The sequence below is a fragment of the Rhodomicrobium udaipurense JA643 genome, from assembly GCF_000636015.1.
Classification (GTDB): Bacteria; Pseudomonadota; Alphaproteobacteria; order Rhizobiales; family Rhodomicrobiaceae; genus Rhodomicrobium; species Rhodomicrobium udaipurense.
Genome location: NZ_JFZJ01000042.1, coordinates 1 through 15,583, shown reverse-complemented (window position 1 = coordinate 15,583; position 15,583 = coordinate 1). Strand labels below are relative to the sequence as shown.

Annotated in this window: 15 protein-coding genes, 2 other RNA genes and 1 pseudogene; 9 read left to right on the top strand and 9 right to left on the bottom strand. The window is 63.3% G+C overall.

Annotated features, from left to right (window positions below):
• Positions 1-2: 2 nt before the first annotated feature.
• Both T281_RS08235 and argB read right to left on the bottom strand, forming a co-directional pair.
• Positions 3-827 (bottom strand): pyrimidine 5'-nucleotidase, encoded by an 825-nt coding sequence (locus T281_RS08235; protein ID WP_245269188.1) that lies wholly within the window; start codon positions 825-827, stop codon positions 3-5.
• Positions 828-1,360: 533 nt separating this feature from the next.
• Positions 1,361-2,290, bottom strand: a complete 930-nt coding sequence (argB, locus tag T281_RS08230) for an acetylglutamate kinase (RefSeq protein ID WP_013419225.1) — start codon at positions 2,288-2,290, stop codon at positions 1,361-1,363.
• Positions 2,291-2,550: 260 nt separating this feature from the next.
• On the opposite strand from argB, the gene T281_RS08225 reads away from it, so the two are divergent.
• The 5 genes from T281_RS08225 to T281_RS08210 all read left to right on the top strand — a co-directional run bounded on the left by T281_RS08225 (position 2,551) and on the right by T281_RS08210 (position 6,884).
• Complete coding sequence (locus T281_RS08225; RefSeq protein WP_052037263.1) at positions 2,551-3,378, top strand: UDP-2,3-diacylglucosamine diphosphatase; 828 nt, start codon at positions 2,551-2,553, stop codon at positions 3,376-3,378.
• Between the two features lie 76 nt (positions 3,379-3,454).
• Positions 3,455-4,450: a CHAD domain-containing protein gene (locus T281_RS08220; protein WP_155955166.1), complete on the top strand. Its 996-nt coding sequence runs from the start codon at positions 3,455-3,457 to the stop codon at positions 4,448-4,450.
• 47 nt (positions 4,451-4,497) lie between these two features.
• Positions 4,498-4,594, top strand: an RNA gene (gene ffs, locus T281_RS18230) — signal recognition particle sRNA small type.
• A gap of 139 nt (positions 4,595-4,733) precedes the next feature.
• Complete coding sequence (locus T281_RS08215) at positions 4,734-6,464, top strand: DNA polymerase III subunit gamma/tau (RefSeq protein WP_037237080.1); 1,731 nt, start codon at positions 4,734-4,736, stop codon at positions 6,462-6,464.
• Between the two features lie 99 nt (positions 6,465-6,563).
• Positions 6,564-6,884: a YbaB/EbfC family nucleoid-associated protein gene (locus T281_RS08210; RefSeq protein WP_013419221.1), complete on the top strand. Its 321-nt coding sequence runs from the start codon at positions 6,564-6,566 to the stop codon at positions 6,882-6,884.
• A gap of 460 nt (positions 6,885-7,344) precedes the next feature.
• Here the strand turns inward: T281_RS08210 and T281_RS08205 are convergent, their stop codons facing one another.
• From T281_RS08205 to ssrS, 3 genes are all read right to left on the bottom strand, one after another.
• Complete coding sequence (locus T281_RS08205; RefSeq protein WP_037237079.1) at positions 7,345-8,202, bottom strand: TIGR00282 family metallophosphoesterase; 858 nt, start codon at positions 8,200-8,202, stop codon at positions 7,345-7,347.
• The gene (locus T281_RS08200) at positions 8,202-8,810 is read right to left on the bottom strand and encodes a 5-formyltetrahydrofolate cyclo-ligase (protein ID WP_052037262.1); all 609 of its coding nucleotides are present in this window, start codon (positions 8,808-8,810) and stop codon (positions 8,202-8,204) included. The genes T281_RS08205 and T281_RS08200 overlap by 1 nt, the downstream gene beginning before the upstream one ends.
• A 17-nt stretch (positions 8,811-8,827) precedes the next feature.
• Positions 8,828-8,990, bottom strand: a non-coding RNA gene (ssrS, locus tag T281_RS18225) — 6S RNA.
• Positions 8,991-9,199: 209 nt separating this feature from the next.
• Here ssrS and T281_RS08195 point away from each other — a divergent pair.
• Positions 9,200-9,589 carry a DoxX family protein gene (locus tag T281_RS08195; protein WP_037237078.1) on the top strand — a complete coding sequence of 130 codons (390 nt, stop codon included), beginning with the start codon at positions 9,200-9,202 and terminating at the stop codon, positions 9,587-9,589.
• Between the two features lie 23 nt (positions 9,590-9,612).
• On the opposite strand, the gene T281_RS08190 is transcribed toward T281_RS08195, so the two are convergent.
• Positions 9,613-9,966: a cell division protein ZapA gene (locus T281_RS08190; RefSeq protein WP_013419238.1), complete on the bottom strand. Its 354-nt coding sequence runs from the start codon at positions 9,964-9,966 to the stop codon at positions 9,613-9,615.
• 443 nt (positions 9,967-10,409) lie between these two features.
• On the opposite strand from T281_RS08190, the gene T281_RS08185 reads away from it, so the two are divergent.
• Positions 10,410-11,579: an MFS transporter gene (locus T281_RS08185; RefSeq protein WP_037237067.1), complete on the top strand. Its 1,170-nt coding sequence runs from the start codon at positions 10,410-10,412 to the stop codon at positions 11,577-11,579.
• A 33-nt stretch (positions 11,580-11,612) separates the two neighbouring features.
• On the opposite strand, the gene T281_RS08180 is transcribed toward T281_RS08185, so the two are convergent.
• From T281_RS08180 to T281_RS08170, 3 genes are all read right to left on the bottom strand, one after another.
• On the bottom strand, positions 11,613-12,677 hold the full coding sequence (locus T281_RS08180) for an NAD(P)-dependent alcohol dehydrogenase (protein ID WP_037237066.1): 1,065 nt from the start codon (positions 12,675-12,677) through the stop codon (positions 11,613-11,615).
• Positions 12,678-12,905: 228 nt separating this feature from the next.
• A complete protein-coding gene (cowN, locus tag T281_RS08175; RefSeq protein ID WP_037237065.1) occupies positions 12,906-13,172 on the bottom strand; it encodes a N(2)-fixation sustaining protein CowN in 267 nt (88 codons plus the stop codon).
• Between the two features lie 444 nt (positions 13,173-13,616).
• Positions 13,617-14,333, bottom strand: a complete 717-nt coding sequence (locus T281_RS08170; protein ID WP_037237064.1) for a DNA-3-methyladenine glycosylase — start codon at positions 14,331-14,333, stop codon at positions 13,617-13,619.
• A gap of 162 nt (positions 14,334-14,495) precedes the next feature.
• On the opposite strand from T281_RS08170, the gene T281_RS08165 reads away from it, so the two are divergent.
• Together T281_RS08165 and T281_RS08160 are read left to right on the top strand one after the other, a co-directional pair.
• A complete protein-coding gene (locus tag T281_RS08165) occupies positions 14,496-14,942 on the top strand; it encodes a MaoC family dehydratase (protein WP_013419243.1) in 447 nt (148 codons plus the stop codon).
• A gap of 87 nt (positions 14,943-15,029) precedes the next feature.
• A pseudogene (locus T281_RS08160) lies at positions 15,030-15,583 on the top strand (bifunctional riboflavin kinase/FAD synthetase); the annotation flags it as partial.

Here is a 15,583-nt window from a genome sequence, read left to right as displayed (position 1 = left end):
GGCTATTTCGCCACGATGCTGCCGAGGAAGCGCGTGAGGTCGTCCGTCTCGTAGTGGATGTAGGGCGGCAGCGCGGTGGCGGCTGCGAGCGCATGCTGCGACGGGTGGTCGAGGTAGTCCGAGCGGACGAGCACGGTCTTGATGCCGAGCGCATGCGCCGCTTCGAGATTGTGCGGCAGATCTTCGAACATCGCGGCCTTGCAGTCGCCTCCCTCGCAATAGCGCATGAAGGCGCTGAAGCTTTCGGGCTTCGGCTTTGGCACATAGTTGCCCGCCGCGATATCGAAAATGCCGTCGAAACGGTCGAGCACGCCGAGCTTCGCCGCGACTCGCTCGGCATGCCGCGTCGAGCCGTTCGTGAAGATGAATTTGCGGCCTTCGAGGCGCGCGATGGCGGCGTCAAGCTCCGGCATGGGCGAGACCGGCGCGAGGTCGATGTCGTGGACGTAGTCCATAAACTCTTCCGGCTTCACGCCATATTCGGCCATCAGCCCGGCGAGCGTGGTGCCGTAGTGATAGTAGAGATCCTTCTGCACCTTCCGCGCCGCCGCGTGGTCCAGCCCGAGCAACTTCTGGATGAAGCCCGACATGCGCTGATCGATCTGCGCGAAGAGGTTGCATTCGGCCGGGTAGAGCGTGTTGTCTAGGTCGAAGATCCACAGCCGCGTATCGGCGAAGGACCGCGCGAGCTGCGCCGCTTCGGCCGCGGCTTCCACGAGCGTTGCGGCGGCCGCGTCGGCGTCCTCCGCCTCCGGGACGGCGACGCGATCCCGCGTGGCGGAAATGTCAGCCCCCCCACTCGTGATCCTGTTTGCGTGATCGGACAAAGATTCTTGCTTTCAAATTTCATGCGCGGCTGAAATAGCCGCACTTGACATATGGCGTGCAGATCGCCGTCCGGCCAGCCCGGTCAAGTCGCTGCTAAGCGCCGTCCGATACCGTCGCACCTTCCAGTGGCGTAGGTTCTGCAAACAATATTGCAGCGCGCCGCTTCAGATATTCCTTTACCGGCGTGGCCACTGTTTCGGCGTTGATGCTCCGGGCGATGAGTAGGAGCTCTTGAACCAGACGTCTAGCGCCTTCGTTCCTCTGCTCGAATTACAGCTTCCGCAACAGATTACGATATCCTCTGCCACCAAACCTTCCCCCCAATATAAGGGGCCATCAAAGTTCAGGTGCTCGATCGTCGCCTTATCCTTCTGACAGCCTCTGACGCCAGGATGGTTTTGCATCTGACCGCCGCAATAGGCGCACACAGCATCCCTTGCCCGGATCGCCATTTCGACATCCGCCGGTATTTTGAATTTATTCGCCATGCCCCACCGTCGAAAAGAAAAGGGCGGGTTGCCCCGGCCGTATCCTAATCCCGCTCGATCAGCGTGCCGACGCCGTGCTCGGTGAACAGCTCCAGCAGAACGGCATGCGGCACGCGCCCGTCGAGGATCACGACGCCCTCCACGCCCTGCTTGATGACGCTGATGCAGCCTTCCACCTTCGGGATCATGCCACCGGTGATGGTGCCGTCCGCGATCATCGCGCGCGCCTGGCTGACGGTGAGGCGGTGGATGAGCTTCTTGTTCTGATCGAGCACGCCCGCCACGTCGGTGAGGAGAAGCAGGCGCTTCGCCTTCAGCGCACCGGCGAGCGCACTCGCGAAGGTGTCGGCGTTGATGTTGTAGGTCGTGCCGTCGCGCGCGAGGCCGAGCGGCGCGACCACGGGAATGATCTCGTTTTCGGCGAGCACCTGCACGATGCGCGGGTTCACCTCCTCCGGGTCGCCAACAAAGCCGAGATCCACTACGCGCTCGATCGCCGAATCGGGGTCGATCTCGGTGCGCGTCAGCTTCTTCGCAATCATCAGATTGCCGTCCTTGCCGGAGATGCCGCAGGCATGGCCGCCAAGGGCGTTGATCTCCGCCACGATGCCTTTGTTGATGGAGCCCGCGAGAACCATCTCCACCACCTCGACGGTGGCGGCGTCGGTCACGCGAAGGCCGCCTGAAAATTCGCTCTTGATGCCGAGCCGGTTCAGCAGCTTCGCGATCTGCGGGCCGCCGCCATGCACCACCACCGGCTTTACGCTCGCTTGTTCGAGCATGACGATGTCGCGCGCAAAACTCTCCGCGAGCTTGGCGTCGCCCATCGCGTGGCCGCCATATTTGATGACAACCGTCGCCTGATCGTAGCGCTGCATGTAGGGAAGCGCTTCCGAAAGAATCTCGGCGGCGATGCTGGGCTTTCTGAGGCCCCGGTAGAATTCTTCGTTCGGATCGGGTTCGGCGGCGGACATGCAGTCTCCAGGTCGGCTTTCCGAAATCGGGCTTTCCGAGGTCGGCTTTGCGCTTGCTCAAAATTACGGCGCGCGCGCGAAGATGCAAGGGCGTTCGCGCGGATGGTGTCACTCGGGAGCGGGCGCGAGGCCCTGCGGCGTTTTCGTCCGTACCCGGTCACGTTGTAGTGTGCGCAATCGAAAACGCCCGGCTGTCACACGGTTGCAATGCGTTTCCCTTTTCTTGTCTAGCGTAAGCCAAGGGGATGAGGGACACGCTTATGCATGGCTTCTTTCGGAACGTGCCGGTGATCCGGTTCGGCAAAAAGCGTTATCGCGCGCTCTTCCTTTCGGACCTGCACCTCGGCACGCGCGCGGCGAAAACGCACGCGCTGGTCGAGTTTCTGAGAACCCACGACGCCGAGACGATTTACCTCGTCGGCGACATCATCGACTTCTGGCGCCTGAAGCGCGGCGTGATCTGGCCCGGCGGCAACGACGAAATTCTGCAAATCCTTCTGGAACGCATGCACTCAGGCACGCGCATCGTCTATGTGCCCGGCAATCACGACGAGGCGCTGCGCGCCTATTGCGGCATGACCTTCAGCGGCATCGAGATCACGCGCGATTGCGTGCACACGACGGCCAACGGTCGCAAGCTGTTCGTGCTCCATGGCGACGAGTTCGACGTGGTGGTGCGTTACGCGAAGTGGCTTCGCTTCCTCGGCGACCGCTCCTACGAGTTCGTGCTGTGGTGCGACGGGCCGTTGAACTGGGCGCGGCGCAAGCTTGGATTCGGGCACTGGTCGCTCTCCGTCTACGTGAAGACACGGGTGAAGGCGGCGGCGGCCTTTATCGACGAGTTCGAGACGGCGCTTGCCGCTGAGGCAAAACGTCGCGGTTATGACGGTGTCGTGTGCGGCCACATCCACCATCCGGCCGACCGCCTGATCGATGGCGTCCGTTATCTGAATTGCGGCGACTGGACGGAGAACTGCACAGCCATAGCCGAGCACGCTGACGGGCAGATCGAGATCCTGCGCTGGCTTCATGTTGACCGCGAAAGCGAACCGGCTGCGGTCCGGGAGCCCATGCTGAAGGCGGCGTAGGTACAATCCGGACGCTTGACGAGGTGGCCGCAACACCCGACCTTGTAAGTGATCCCGTTGTCACGAGCATACTCAAGTGAATTATCGGCTAAACCTTTTCGACCCATTGAGTCAGTCGGTTCCGGCCGTTGGCTGCGAGCAACTGGACGCCGCGCTTGAGCGGCTCATGACTGCCGACCATGACGAAACCGCTATCCACGCGGCAAGGCGGCATTTCAAGCGGACCCGCGCGCTCCTCGATCTTGTGAAATCGGTGGATAAAGGGGACGCGGCCCGAAGCTCGCAGAAGCTTCTGTCGGGTGCCGGGAAGCTGCTTTCCGCGAGTCGCGACGCGCAGGTGGCCGTTGGTGCGGCGGAGACACTGCGCGAAGAGTTCGCCGACGCGTCCCATGAACGGCTTTTTTCTGATCTGTCGTCATGGCTGCAGGCGAGGCACGAGCAGGTGCTGGAGCGGGCGGTTTCCGAAAACATAGGTAAAGCAATCGGGGAAGTTGCCAAGGCGAAGGCGTGTCTTTCGCAGCTCGATTTCGGCGACGCATCCGCGAAGGATTTGCTGGCCGCCTCCTCGCGAACCTACAAGCGCGGCCGGCGTGAGATGAAAAAGGCGCTCGCCTCCGAACACGTCGAGGATCTGCACGAGTGGCGCAAGCAAGTGCAGCGCCACTGGCGGCAGACGCTGCTGCTCCGAACGGCGTGGCCCAAGGAAGCGAAAGCGCGCGCGAAACTCGCCAAGACGCTGTCGGATGCGCTCGGTCTCCATCACGACCTCGCCGTGCTGCGCGAGATGATCGAGCAAAATCGCGCGGTGTTTCGCACGCCCGCCGACGTGAATACGCTGCTCCGGTTCATCGACGAAAAGCAGGCGTCGCTGCTCGCCGATGCAAAGGAACGCGGCGAACACCTCTTCGCAGAGAAGCCGAAGGGGTTTCATGCTCGGCTGAAAGCCCACTGGAAGAGCGTCAGCCGCACCGATGAAAAGCGCCGCGGTCGGCGGAAAAAGCAGAAATGCACGAAGAAGCCGCCATGCGGGCCGGGTTGCAAATGCGAAAAGAAGCTGGCGGCCAGAGCGTAACGCAAAGCCCTCTTGCCAGAAACGCGCGAAGCGGCGATATAAGGGGCGGGAGGTTGGCGCAGGCGTATCGCTCGCCAACCGGGTCAGGTCCGGAAGGAAGCAGCCCTAACGAATCCGATGCGGGTTGCTGTCCAGCCTCTCACTGCCGTTTGCGCGGCACCAGCTTTCGTTGCCGTTTCGCGGCAGAAGCTTTTGATGCCGCCTTTGCGGTACAAGCGTTTGATGCCGCTTTCGCGGCACCATGTAAACGGGCGCATGACGGTCCGCCTGCCGGATCTGGGACATGAGCAATAGCGATAACGCCCCGGCGCTCCCCACCTCCGAAGTTTTGGGCAAGGCGCAGTCCTACCTCGTTCTCGCGCGCAAATACCGCCCGCAGACGCTCGACGATCTCATCGGCCAGGATATCCTCGTCCGCACGCTGCGCAACGCGTTCGCGATGGACCGTATCGCGCAAGCCTACATGCTGACCGGCGTGCGCGGCGTCGGCAAGACCACCACCGCCCGCATTCTCGCTCGCGCGCTGAATTACGAGCGCGACGGCCTGCCGGATCGCCCGTCGCTCGACATCGCCGAACTTGGCCGCCATTGCCAAGCCATCATGGATAGCCGCCATGTGGACGTGCTCGAAATGGACGCGGCCTCCAACACCGGCATCGACGACATCCGCGAGATCATCGAGGCAGTGCGCTACAAGCCCGCTGCCGCGCGCTATCGCGTCTTCATCATCGACGAAGTGCACATGCTGTCGAAGTCGGCCTTCAACGGCCTGCTCAAGACGCTTGAAGAGCCGCCGCCGCATGTGAAGTTCATCTTCGCGACGACGGAAATCCGCAAAGTCCCCGTCACGATCCTGTCGCGCTGCCAGCGCTTCGACCTGCGCCGCGTCGAACCGGAAGTCTTGTCCGCCCACTTCGCGCGCATCCTCGAAAAGGAAGGCTACGCCGCCGACGATTCGGCGCTGGCGCTCATTGCGCGCGCGGCGGAAGGCTCGGTGCGCGACGGATTGTCGCTGCTCGATCAGGCGCTGACCATGGCGGAGGGCCGCCTCACCGCCGCCGCCGTGCTCGACATGCTGGGTCTTTCGGGCCGCGACGCGATCTTCGACTTGCTGGAACGCATTTTCGATGGCGACGCGGCGGGCGCGCTCACCGCCCTCGGCGCGCTGAACGAACGCGGCGCGGACCCGACGCTCATCATCTCTGACGCGGCCGACGCGGTGCACGCGCTGTCGCGGCTCAAGGTTTTGCCCGGCGCCTACCCGCACGATTTGTCCGCCGACGATCGCGCCCGCGCCGACCGTCTCGCCGCGTCGCTTCCGGTGCCCCGCCTCGCCATGGCCTGGCAGATGCTTCTCAAGGGAATCGACGAGGCCGCCCGCGCGCCGCGCCCCTTGGCCGCCGCCGAGATGCTCGTCATCCGCATGTGCTACACGGCGCAGTTGCCGTCTCCGGCCGATGTCATCGGCGAGTTGAAGCGCGGCGGCGGCGAACGCGCTCCCGTCCGCGAATCGGCTTCCGGCGCTCCGGCACGCGATTTAGCCTCGGGCGCTCCGAACGGCGGGTTCGAGCCGGCGCGTCCCCGCGTCCTCTCGTCGCGCGGAAGCGAAGCCGTGGCACAATCATCGGCCGAAGCGCCAAGAGAAGCCCCGCGCAGCTTTGCTTCCTTCGAGGAGATCGTCGAAAAGGTCAGGGCGGCCCGAGACATCATGCTGCAAAAAGCCCTTGAAGAACGGGTCGAACTCGTGAAATTCGGGCCGGGCTTTCTGGAACTTCGCCTGCTCGAAGGCGCGCCTCAATCACTCGCGCCAGAGCTTGCGAAGAAACTGCAAGCCTGGACGGGTGAGCGCTGGATCGTTTCGCTCTCGGAGGAGCGCGGGCTTCCCCCGCTCGGCGCGCGCATGAGAGACGAAAAGGCGCAGGCCAAGGAAGAGATTCGCAAGCATCCTGCGGTGAAGAGCATTCTCCACCACTTCCCGGATGCCGAGATAACGGATGTGCGAAAGCTCGATTGAGAGCGTCAGGGCAGATCGTCCGCGCGGATCGGTCGACGAGCGAAAACGGGTTCCGGGCTTCGGCCGAGGGTCGGAGCCGAACCAAGGAGAGGCTTTGAAATGAAAAACATCATGTCGATGATGAAGCAGGCGCAAGAACTGCAAACGAAGATGGCCGAGCTTCAGACCGAGCTTGAGACCATGCAGGTTGAAGGCACCTCGGGCGGCGGGCTCGTCAAAGTGCGGCTTACCGGCAAGGGCGTGATGGCGGGCCTGTCCGTCGATCCGAGCCTCATCAAGCCGGAGGAAAGCGAAATTCTGGAAGACCTCATTGTCGCCGCGCACAACGACGCCAAACAGAAGTCTGAGCATGTCATGGCGGAGAAGATGCAGGAGCTGACGGCGGGCCTGCCGTTGCCTCCGGGCCTGAAGCTGTTCTAGAGCAGCGGATTTTTCACCTGATCACAAAGACCTCTCCGGCACCTCGTCGCGCTCGGTGACAACGTGACGGAGTGGAACGTCGGAGACCAGGCCTTCGCTCCATCGGCTTTCCCGGGGAGGGTTGACGCGAAACACGCCCGTCGCCCCGGCGGGTTATCTCGCGCGCAGATCATCGTCGATCTCGTGCGAGGAAGCGGCGGTCTGGCGGGGGCTGACCGCGCGGCAGACTCCACGCGCCTCACCCGCAACGAACCGGGACAACGCGTGCTCGTACATGCCGCTTCGCGCGGCGACGGAATGGGCGAGGTCGCGAAACTACTCGCCGCCGGAGCGATCCGGCCGCGTATCGCGAAGACGTTCCGTTGTCAGAGTTGGGGCAAGCACACACGCTGCTGGAAACCGGGCGAACAGTCGGCAAGATCCTGCTGACGGTTGAGGTCGCCCTTCCCGGCAGCGCAGGCTACCGGTTCTTCTCCAGCCATTCGGCGATGGCGCGGCTCGTGAGTTCATCCTCGCGCTTGCCGCCGAGCGCCGCGCCGTCGCGCACCGGCACAATGGAAGTTGCGAGCCCCGTCGCGTCGTCGATCTCGATGAACGCACCGCAGATTGTGGCGGGCCCGAGCGCCGGCGTGAACCGCCCCGAGGGGATGCGCGTCAGGAAGCGATGCACCGGCTCTTCCTTGTCCATGCCGATGATGGAATTGTAGTCGCCGCACATGCCCGCGTCGGTGAGATAAGCCGTGCCGCCGGGAAGCACGCGCGCGTCGGCCGTCGGCACATGCGTATGCGTGCCGATGACTGCGCTCACGCGCCCGTCGAACGCCACGCCTAGCGCCTGCTTCTCCGATGTCGCTTCCGCATGGAAATCAATGAAGATCGCGTCCGCTCCGCGCTTCAGCGGACAGGCCGTTATCTCGCGCTCGACCATCTTGAACGGGTCTTCGAGCGCGTCCATGAACACGCGGCCCATCACATTCAGCACCAGCACATCGGCGCCGTTGGCTGCGCGGAAAAGCCCCGCGCCAAGGCCGGGTGTGCCAGAGGGAAAGTTCAGCGGACGAAGCATGCGCGGCTGGCGGCCGATGAAGACGAGCGCCTCCCGCTGGTCCCACACATGGTTGCCGGTGGTGACGACGTCCGCGCCCGCATCCAGCAGATCCTGGCATATCACCTCGGTGATGCCGAAGCCGCCCGCCGCGTTCTCGCCGTTGACGATGACGAAATCCGCCGCAAGCCGCGCGCGAAGATCGGGCAACGCCTCGCAAACGGCATTGCGGCCCGCGCGGCCAAGCACGTCGCCAAGGAAAAGAAGGCGCATCAGGAAGCCTCGCGGGTGAGGAGGCGTGTCGGTGTCAGCACCAGGTCGAGCGGCTGATCCAGCGGTTCGGCGGGAATGGCGGGAAACTCCTGTTCATCGAATGCGACGCCAACCGCCAGCACGCGCCGTTCAGCGCGCATCGTGCTCAGCGCCACGTCATAAAACCCCGCGCCGTAGCCGAGGCGATTGCCGCGCGCGTCGAAGGCGAGAAGCGGTACGAAGAGCACAGACGGATGCAGTTCCTCAGCCGTTTCGGGCGGTTCCAGCATTCCGAGCTTTCGGCGTTCGAGGGGCGCGCCGGGCGTCCAGGCGTGAAAGGTCAGCCGCCGTTCCGGGTGCGAGCGCGGCAGCGCGACGGGATAGCGCTCCGCCTGAAGGGCGGCGAGGAGCGGCACCACGTCGAGTTCGTAACGGAAGGGATGATAACCGGCGACTATTTGCTCGCCATCGAGGCTTGCGGCGAGGCGCAACCCGGCCTCGGCGACGGCTTTCGCCGCGCTTTCGCCCGCCCGCGTCCACGCCTCGGAGCGGCGCGCGGAAGCCTCTTCACGGAGCCGGACTTTGAGCCCGGATACCGCGTCGAAGTCGTTAGTCGCTTCTGTCAGCACGAAAACCGGTCTTGAATAATGGAGCCGCGAAGGCCGTCGGGGCATTTCGATCCCCTGGGTCCCTGGCTAGCAGGTGGGTGCCGAGTATCCGAGGCCAGGGCCTCAGTCAGGGTCAGCTCCCTTAAGGATCTTATAGGGCCCGGGTATTCAGTGAGCCCCTAACGCACCCCGCAGCCATCAAGATATAAATGACGCAGCGGAAAATGCTAGCCCCGGCGTCGGTCAAAAGCTAAAAAACGGAGCGTATTTGCGCAATTCGCGTGGCGCGCGCTTTTAATGACGCGTTTGGACGCTCAACGCTTCTGCTGGCAATCAGCTCATGCGCGTCCGTTTGGATGCGTGTCTGCCCTGTTACGGCGTCAACGTCCGCAATTCGAGAAGGAGCCGCAATGACGAGCATCAATTATATGGCAGCCATCGGCCGCATCATGATGGCGCTGATATTCATTGCCTACGGGTTTTTCCATCTGCTGACTAAGGACGAAACGATTGCGCGGTTTGCGTCCATCAACATGATCGAGCCGACGATCGTCTATTACATCGCGACATCGATCGAAATATTCGGCGGCATCTTCCTCGCGTTGGGCCTCGGCACCCGCTACGCGGCGCTCATCCTTGCCTTCTACACGCTCGCGGCCGCGATCGGGTTCCACAGCAACTTCGCCGACTCCAACCAGCTCCAGCACTTCATGAAGAACATCGCGCTCGCAGGCGGTCTCATTCAGGTGTTCGCCTTCGGTTCGGGCGGGTTGGCGTTGACGCACAGCCGCCCGAGATAGGGCGCGCGGTCGCCGCGAAGACGTTACGAGCCGTTCGAGATCCGCGGCAACGGTTCAACCCGTGCGGCCGCGGCTTCGAGCGCCCGCGACAGGTCGCGCTGCATCGCCTGCGCGCCGCCTTCGATGACGTGATAGGCTCGGCCGTCTACCAACTGACGCGCGCGCTGCAATTCGGCCTGCGCGTCGGAAAGCTGATCGGCCAGCACCAGAGCCGCCATGAGAAACAAGCGGTCGTCCTGCGTGGCTTTCGCGTTGCCCTTGAGTTTCGAGATCAGCGAATCGATTTCCCCGGCCAACTCCTGAACGCGGGGTTCTTCCCCGTCACGGCAGGCCAACCTGAAGCTTCGACCGTTCACGACAACTGAGACCTGGGCCATCGACGCCCTCCTTCGTTACATCACGCTCAAAAGCCCGACTTTGCCGCATCGGCCCTAGAGCACTCGCGGTTAAGGAACACATGTCGGCGATGGTTAACGCATCGTAGCTGATCAGCGTTCATTATGAGCTAAAGGTCGTGAACAATCCGTAAATGCGATTTAACCATCTGATTGCGCCGCGCCGTCCGGCCAAGCCATTGCATCGGATTATACGATCCATCTTGCCCCGGACTTGAAACGGTGGCGGCGCCGAGGTTAACGCTCCGCGAGCACCGGCGATTGACCGCGCGGAAGTGTTCGTCTAATTCTTCCCTCATGAACGAGGATCGTTTCACGCCCGACATCAAAGCGCGTTAAAGCTTTTTCCGCGTACCATCCAATCGCGAAAAGCTCTCGGCTCGCCGGTCACGTATTCTCTCAACTCGTTCGAAAGCTTCAGCCCGATGAAAGCCCTCGCCCGCGCTCAAGCCGCCCGCCTCGGCTGCGCCTATTTCTTTCTCGTCAACGGCCTCGCCTATGGCAGCGTCGTCGCGCGCATGCCCGCGCTCAAGATGCAGACGGGCGTGAACGACGCGCAGCTGGGTCAGGCGATCTTCTGCCTCGGCATCGGCGGACTGTGCGCCTTTCCGGTCGCGGGCGTCCTTCAGGCGCGCATCGGCTCGAAAATGCTCGTCGGAGTTGGAACCGCGCTCATGCTCGCAACATGGCCGCTGATCGGTCTCGCCGGCGAATGGTGGCAACTCGCCGCCGCGTTCTTCGTGCTCGGATACGCTTGCGGCACGCTGGAGGTGGGCGGCGGCGTGCAGGCCGTCATGGTGGAGCGCGCACTCGGGCGACCTGCGATGTCCGGCTTCTTCGCGCTGTTCAGCACCGGCTGTCTTGCGGGCGCGCTCATTTCCGCCGCCGCGAGCGACATCGCGCCTGCCGCTCAGTATGCGGCGCTCGCGGCCGTTTTCCTTGCGCTCCTGCCCTTCGCCATGCGCCCTCTCCTTGCCGACGCCGAAACCGAAAGCGGGGAGAAAGGCGGACTCAGGCTACCGCCGCTGCCCATCCTCGGTCTCGCGCTTCTCTGCCTGTGCGCGTTTCTCTCGGAAGGCGCGATCTCCGACTGGGGCGCGCTCCTTATGAAGGCCGCGCATGGAAGCACCGACTCCGTCGCTGCCCTGGCTTTCGCTGCCTTCTCGGCGACGATGATCGTCGGGCGACTCGTGGGCGATCGCCTGCGCGCCCGCTATGAAATGACTGCGCTCGTGCGCGCTCTCGCCGCCGTCGCCACAGTCGGCATGGCCGTGGCGATGCTCGCACCCCATCCCGCGCTTGCCATCGGCGGGTTCGCGCTCGCGGGGCTGGGGCTGTCGGTGATCGCACCGGCGCTTTTCAGCGCGGCGGGCAATCATCCGGGCGTCGATCCGGGCATCGCGGTGGCTTCGATCTCGACGCTCGGCTATGGCGGGTTGCTGCTCGGACCGTCGGTGATCGGCTTTCTCGCGCATGGCCTCGGCATTCCGGCGGCGATGCTCCTGATCGTGGCGATGTGCGCGGCGATTGCGATCTTCGCGGGTGGGTTGAAGCGGAGCGCGCCATCCGCCTACGGCGTTCGCCCGGCGGAATGAAAATGGCCGGGTCGATGCCCGGCCTATCAGAACTCACGCCGCCTGCTTCAGCGTCTCCATGTCGATGACGAAGCGATACTTCACGTCGCTCTTCAGCATGCGATCGAAGGCGGCGTCGATGTCCTGCATCGAGATCATCTCGATGTCGGCGACGATGCCGTGATCGGCGCAGAAATCGAGCATCTCCTGCGTCTCGCGAATGCCGCCGATGAGCGAACCCGCGATGGCGCGGCGGCTGAAAATCAGATTCGCCACGTTCGGCGAAGGGTGCGGCTCGGACGGAACGCCGACGAGCGTCATGGTGCCATCGCGCTTCAACAGCGCCGTGAACGCATCGAGGTTGTGGGACGCGGCAACGGTGTTCAGGATGAAGTCGAACGTGCCCGCATGCGCCGCCATCTCGGCCGGATCGCGGGAAACCACTACCTCGTCGGCGCCGAGCGCCAGCGCCGCCTCGCGCTTCGAGGGTGAGGTTGTGAACGCCACGACATGCGCGCCCATCGCATGCGCAAGCTTGATGCCCATATGGCCGAGGCCGCCGATTCCGACGATGCCGACCTTTTCGCCCGGCATGATGCCCCAGTGGCGCAGCGGCGAATAGGTGGTGATGCCCGCGCAAAGCAACGGGGCGACTGCGGCGAGGTCGGCCTCCTTGTGGCGGATCTTCAGCACGAAGCTGTCCTTGACCACGATGGACCCTGAATAGCCCCCGAAAGTGTTTTCGCCACCACCCTTCATCGCGCCATTATAGGTCTGGATGAAGCCGTGCTCGCCTTCGCAATACTGCTCATCGCCCTCCTCGCAGGAAGGACACTCGCCGCAACTATCGACCATGCAGCCGACGCCGACGATGTCGCCCGGCTTGAAAGCGGTCACTTCATCGCCGACAGCCGTCACCCGACCGACGATCTCGTGGCCCGGCACCATGGGGAAGCGCATGCCAGGCCACTCGCCGCGCGCGGCGTGCAGGTCGGAATGGCAGACGCCGCAATAGAGGATGTCGATCGCGACGTCGTCCGCGCCGGGCTCGCGGCGATCGAGGGAAAAAGGCGCGAGCGGCGAGGACGAGGCGTGCGCCGCATAAGCTTTCGTTTGCATTGGACTATCTCCGTTCAGAGGCAAACACCGATGCAGGCAATTTAGTGGAGCGAATTTGACATTTGAGTCCCGGTCGTTGCGATCTTTCGCTCAAATGTCAAATTCGCTCCACTCGAATCAGAAAACTGCTAGTGGTCCTTTGATTCCGATATTTGCTCGCAAACGTGGCTTGCGAACGGATGCAAATGTCGGAATCGGACCACGAATGCGCGTTACTGCCCTCGCCTGTCACATGCAGGTGTATTCGAGATCTTCCAGTTGCGCGAGAAGCTCGTCGTCTTCGATCAACTCCTTGAGCGTCGGCAGATAGTTATGCAGCACGCGCAAATCGTCGTAGCCCTTCGCATTGAACTCGGCGCGCTTCTGCTGAAAATAGGCCCAGAACGGATTTTCCGCCGCCTCAATATAGGGCTTCAACGCGTCCATCATTTTCTCAGCGCGCGCATTGCAATCGATGTTCTTGAAACTCACGTAGCGGTCGATCTGCTCTGACATCTGGTCCGGTTTCCTGCCTGATACTGCGCGCGAAGCGGTGCGGCAGAACGCCGGGTTCTGCCTGAGAAAAGTGCGCCGAACCCGCCAAGCGGACAGCGGGCGCGCTACCGGCCGCAATCTGGGTATTCCCATCGAAGGGCATCGGCTTCTTATCTTACAACAACCGAGATCGAAAGAATGTCGTGCGCACGACATTTCGCGGCCTTTTCTCCGACGACTCCCGAAGCCGCAACGGTTTTCCCGCAAGGCCAATAACGATTCGAATCTTGGCTCTGTCGCCCCGCGTGCACTACAGTTACTCCGAAACGTGGGGTTGATCGGTCGCGCCCGCGCATTACACTATCGCTTGTATCGAGGTTTGTAATGCGTGCCCTTGCCATCTTGTCCGTCCTGCAAAGTATGACGACAGGCGCCTATATCGCGTCGTGCGTGGAAGCGCGCGTGTCAGCGGTCGAGTGGGTCTTCGCGATCAGCCTTGCGATCATGAGCGCGGTCTTCGCCTGCTACGTCGCTGTCGAGCGCGACGGGCGCTGAACGAGCGTTGCGGCGCGACCTCCCCTGCCCGTTGAGCGCGGCCGGACCGCTGACGAACCGGCTGCCTTTCAGATAGAACCGGAGCGGAAGGTGCGCGTCGCGCGTGATGCCGATGCGCGTGCTCGTGCCGATGTCGCCGCCCGCCGACCCGTCCGCGCCAAGCCACAGCGCACCAAGCGCGCACAAATCCGCGCCATCGTGACTGCGGTCGATAGCCAGCGCGCTGGCGAGTCGCCCCGGCCCCCGCAGCAGATCGCGCGTCGGCACCTCGCCACGATGGCGTTTCATCGCGTCAAGCCCCGCCACCGGCTCCGCCGCCCGGATGAGCACCGCCTCGCCGATGCCAACCGCCGCGTTCGTCACGTTCAGCATCCAGCACACACCATAGGCGCGATACACATAGGCGTGGCCCGGCGGACCGAACATCGAGCGGTTGCGCGGCGTCGGCCCCCGAAAGGCGTGGCACGCGGCGTCATCAGCAAGATAAGCTTCGGTCTCGACGATGCGCGCTACGGCGAACCCGTCGGGAAGCGCGCGCAGCACGAGCTTGCCGATGAGAAAGCGCGCGAGGTCCGCCGTCCTTGCGGGAAGCTCGTCGCGAGAAAGCGGGCGTGCGACTTCATGCATGCCGCCAGCATAGGAAAAGGCGCGGCGGCCGCCAAGCCTTCCGTGCCTCGGAACTCGACCGGCGTCATGGCCAATGGCGTGACGCGATCGCTCGCACGATGTTGCGCAAGTCAGGGCCGACGCCTATGACAAAGGCTCGGTTTCGGCGTCACGGAGGAACACATGACGGGCACGGCACAGCAGGGGCTTTATTTCGAGGATCTGTCGGTCGGGCAGGAGGGCAGCCTCACCAGCACGGTGAAGGATGAGCACATCACCGGCTTCGCCGAGATTTCCGGCGACACGAACCCGGTCCATCTGGACGAGGCGTTCGCCGCCACCACGCCGTTCAAGCAGCGCATCGCGCATGGCATGCTGTCGGCGGCCTACATCTCAGCCGTCTTCGGCACGAAGCTGCCCGGCCCCGGCTGCATCTACATCTCGCAGACGCTGAACTTCAAAGGCCCCGTCCATATCGGTGACGAAGTTGTCACCACGGTGCGGGTTACGGACTTGATCACGGAAAAGAGACGGGCAATCTTCCACTGTGAGTGCAAAGTGGGTGGGAAAACGGTTGTCGTCGGCGAGGCCGTCATCATGGTTCCTTCGCGCGAACCGAAGCAGAAGTAGCGCAACCCTCTTCTCGCGAAGAACGCGTTAACAGGACTGAACCTTTTCGCGGGGCATGACTTCGCGAAAAGCTCTGAGTGAGGTGGAATGGACGTTGTCCACGGATGGCATGAAGTTCCGGACTCCGCGAAAGGTGCATCGCTCGCGATCGGCACCTTCGACGGGGTCCATCGCGGCCACCGCGCCGTGCTCCACGCCGCGCAGGAGAAGGCTCAGGAAGGCCGTCTGCCGATGGGGGCGATGGTCTTCGAGCCATACCCGCGCAAATTCTTTCAACCGCAGAAGACGCTGTTCCGGCTGACGACGCTTCAGCGCAAGCTCGACCTTCTGGCCGCCTATGGCTGCGGCTTCACGGCGGTGATCCCATTCGACGCGGACCTTGCGGGGCTCCCGGCGGATGCCTTCGTCGAGCAAATCCTCGTCGACGCCTTCGCCATCAAGCACGCAAGCGTCGGCTACAATTTCTTTTTCGGCAAGGGCCGCAGCGGCAACCCGGACGTGCTTGCCGCGCTCGGGCGACAACATGGATTTGGGGTGACGGTCGTGTCGGCACAGGGTTACGCAGGCGACGTGTTTTCATCGACGCGCATCCGGGAATTGCTCGCGGAGGGCGATGTTGCGGCGGCGGCCGAAATGCTCGG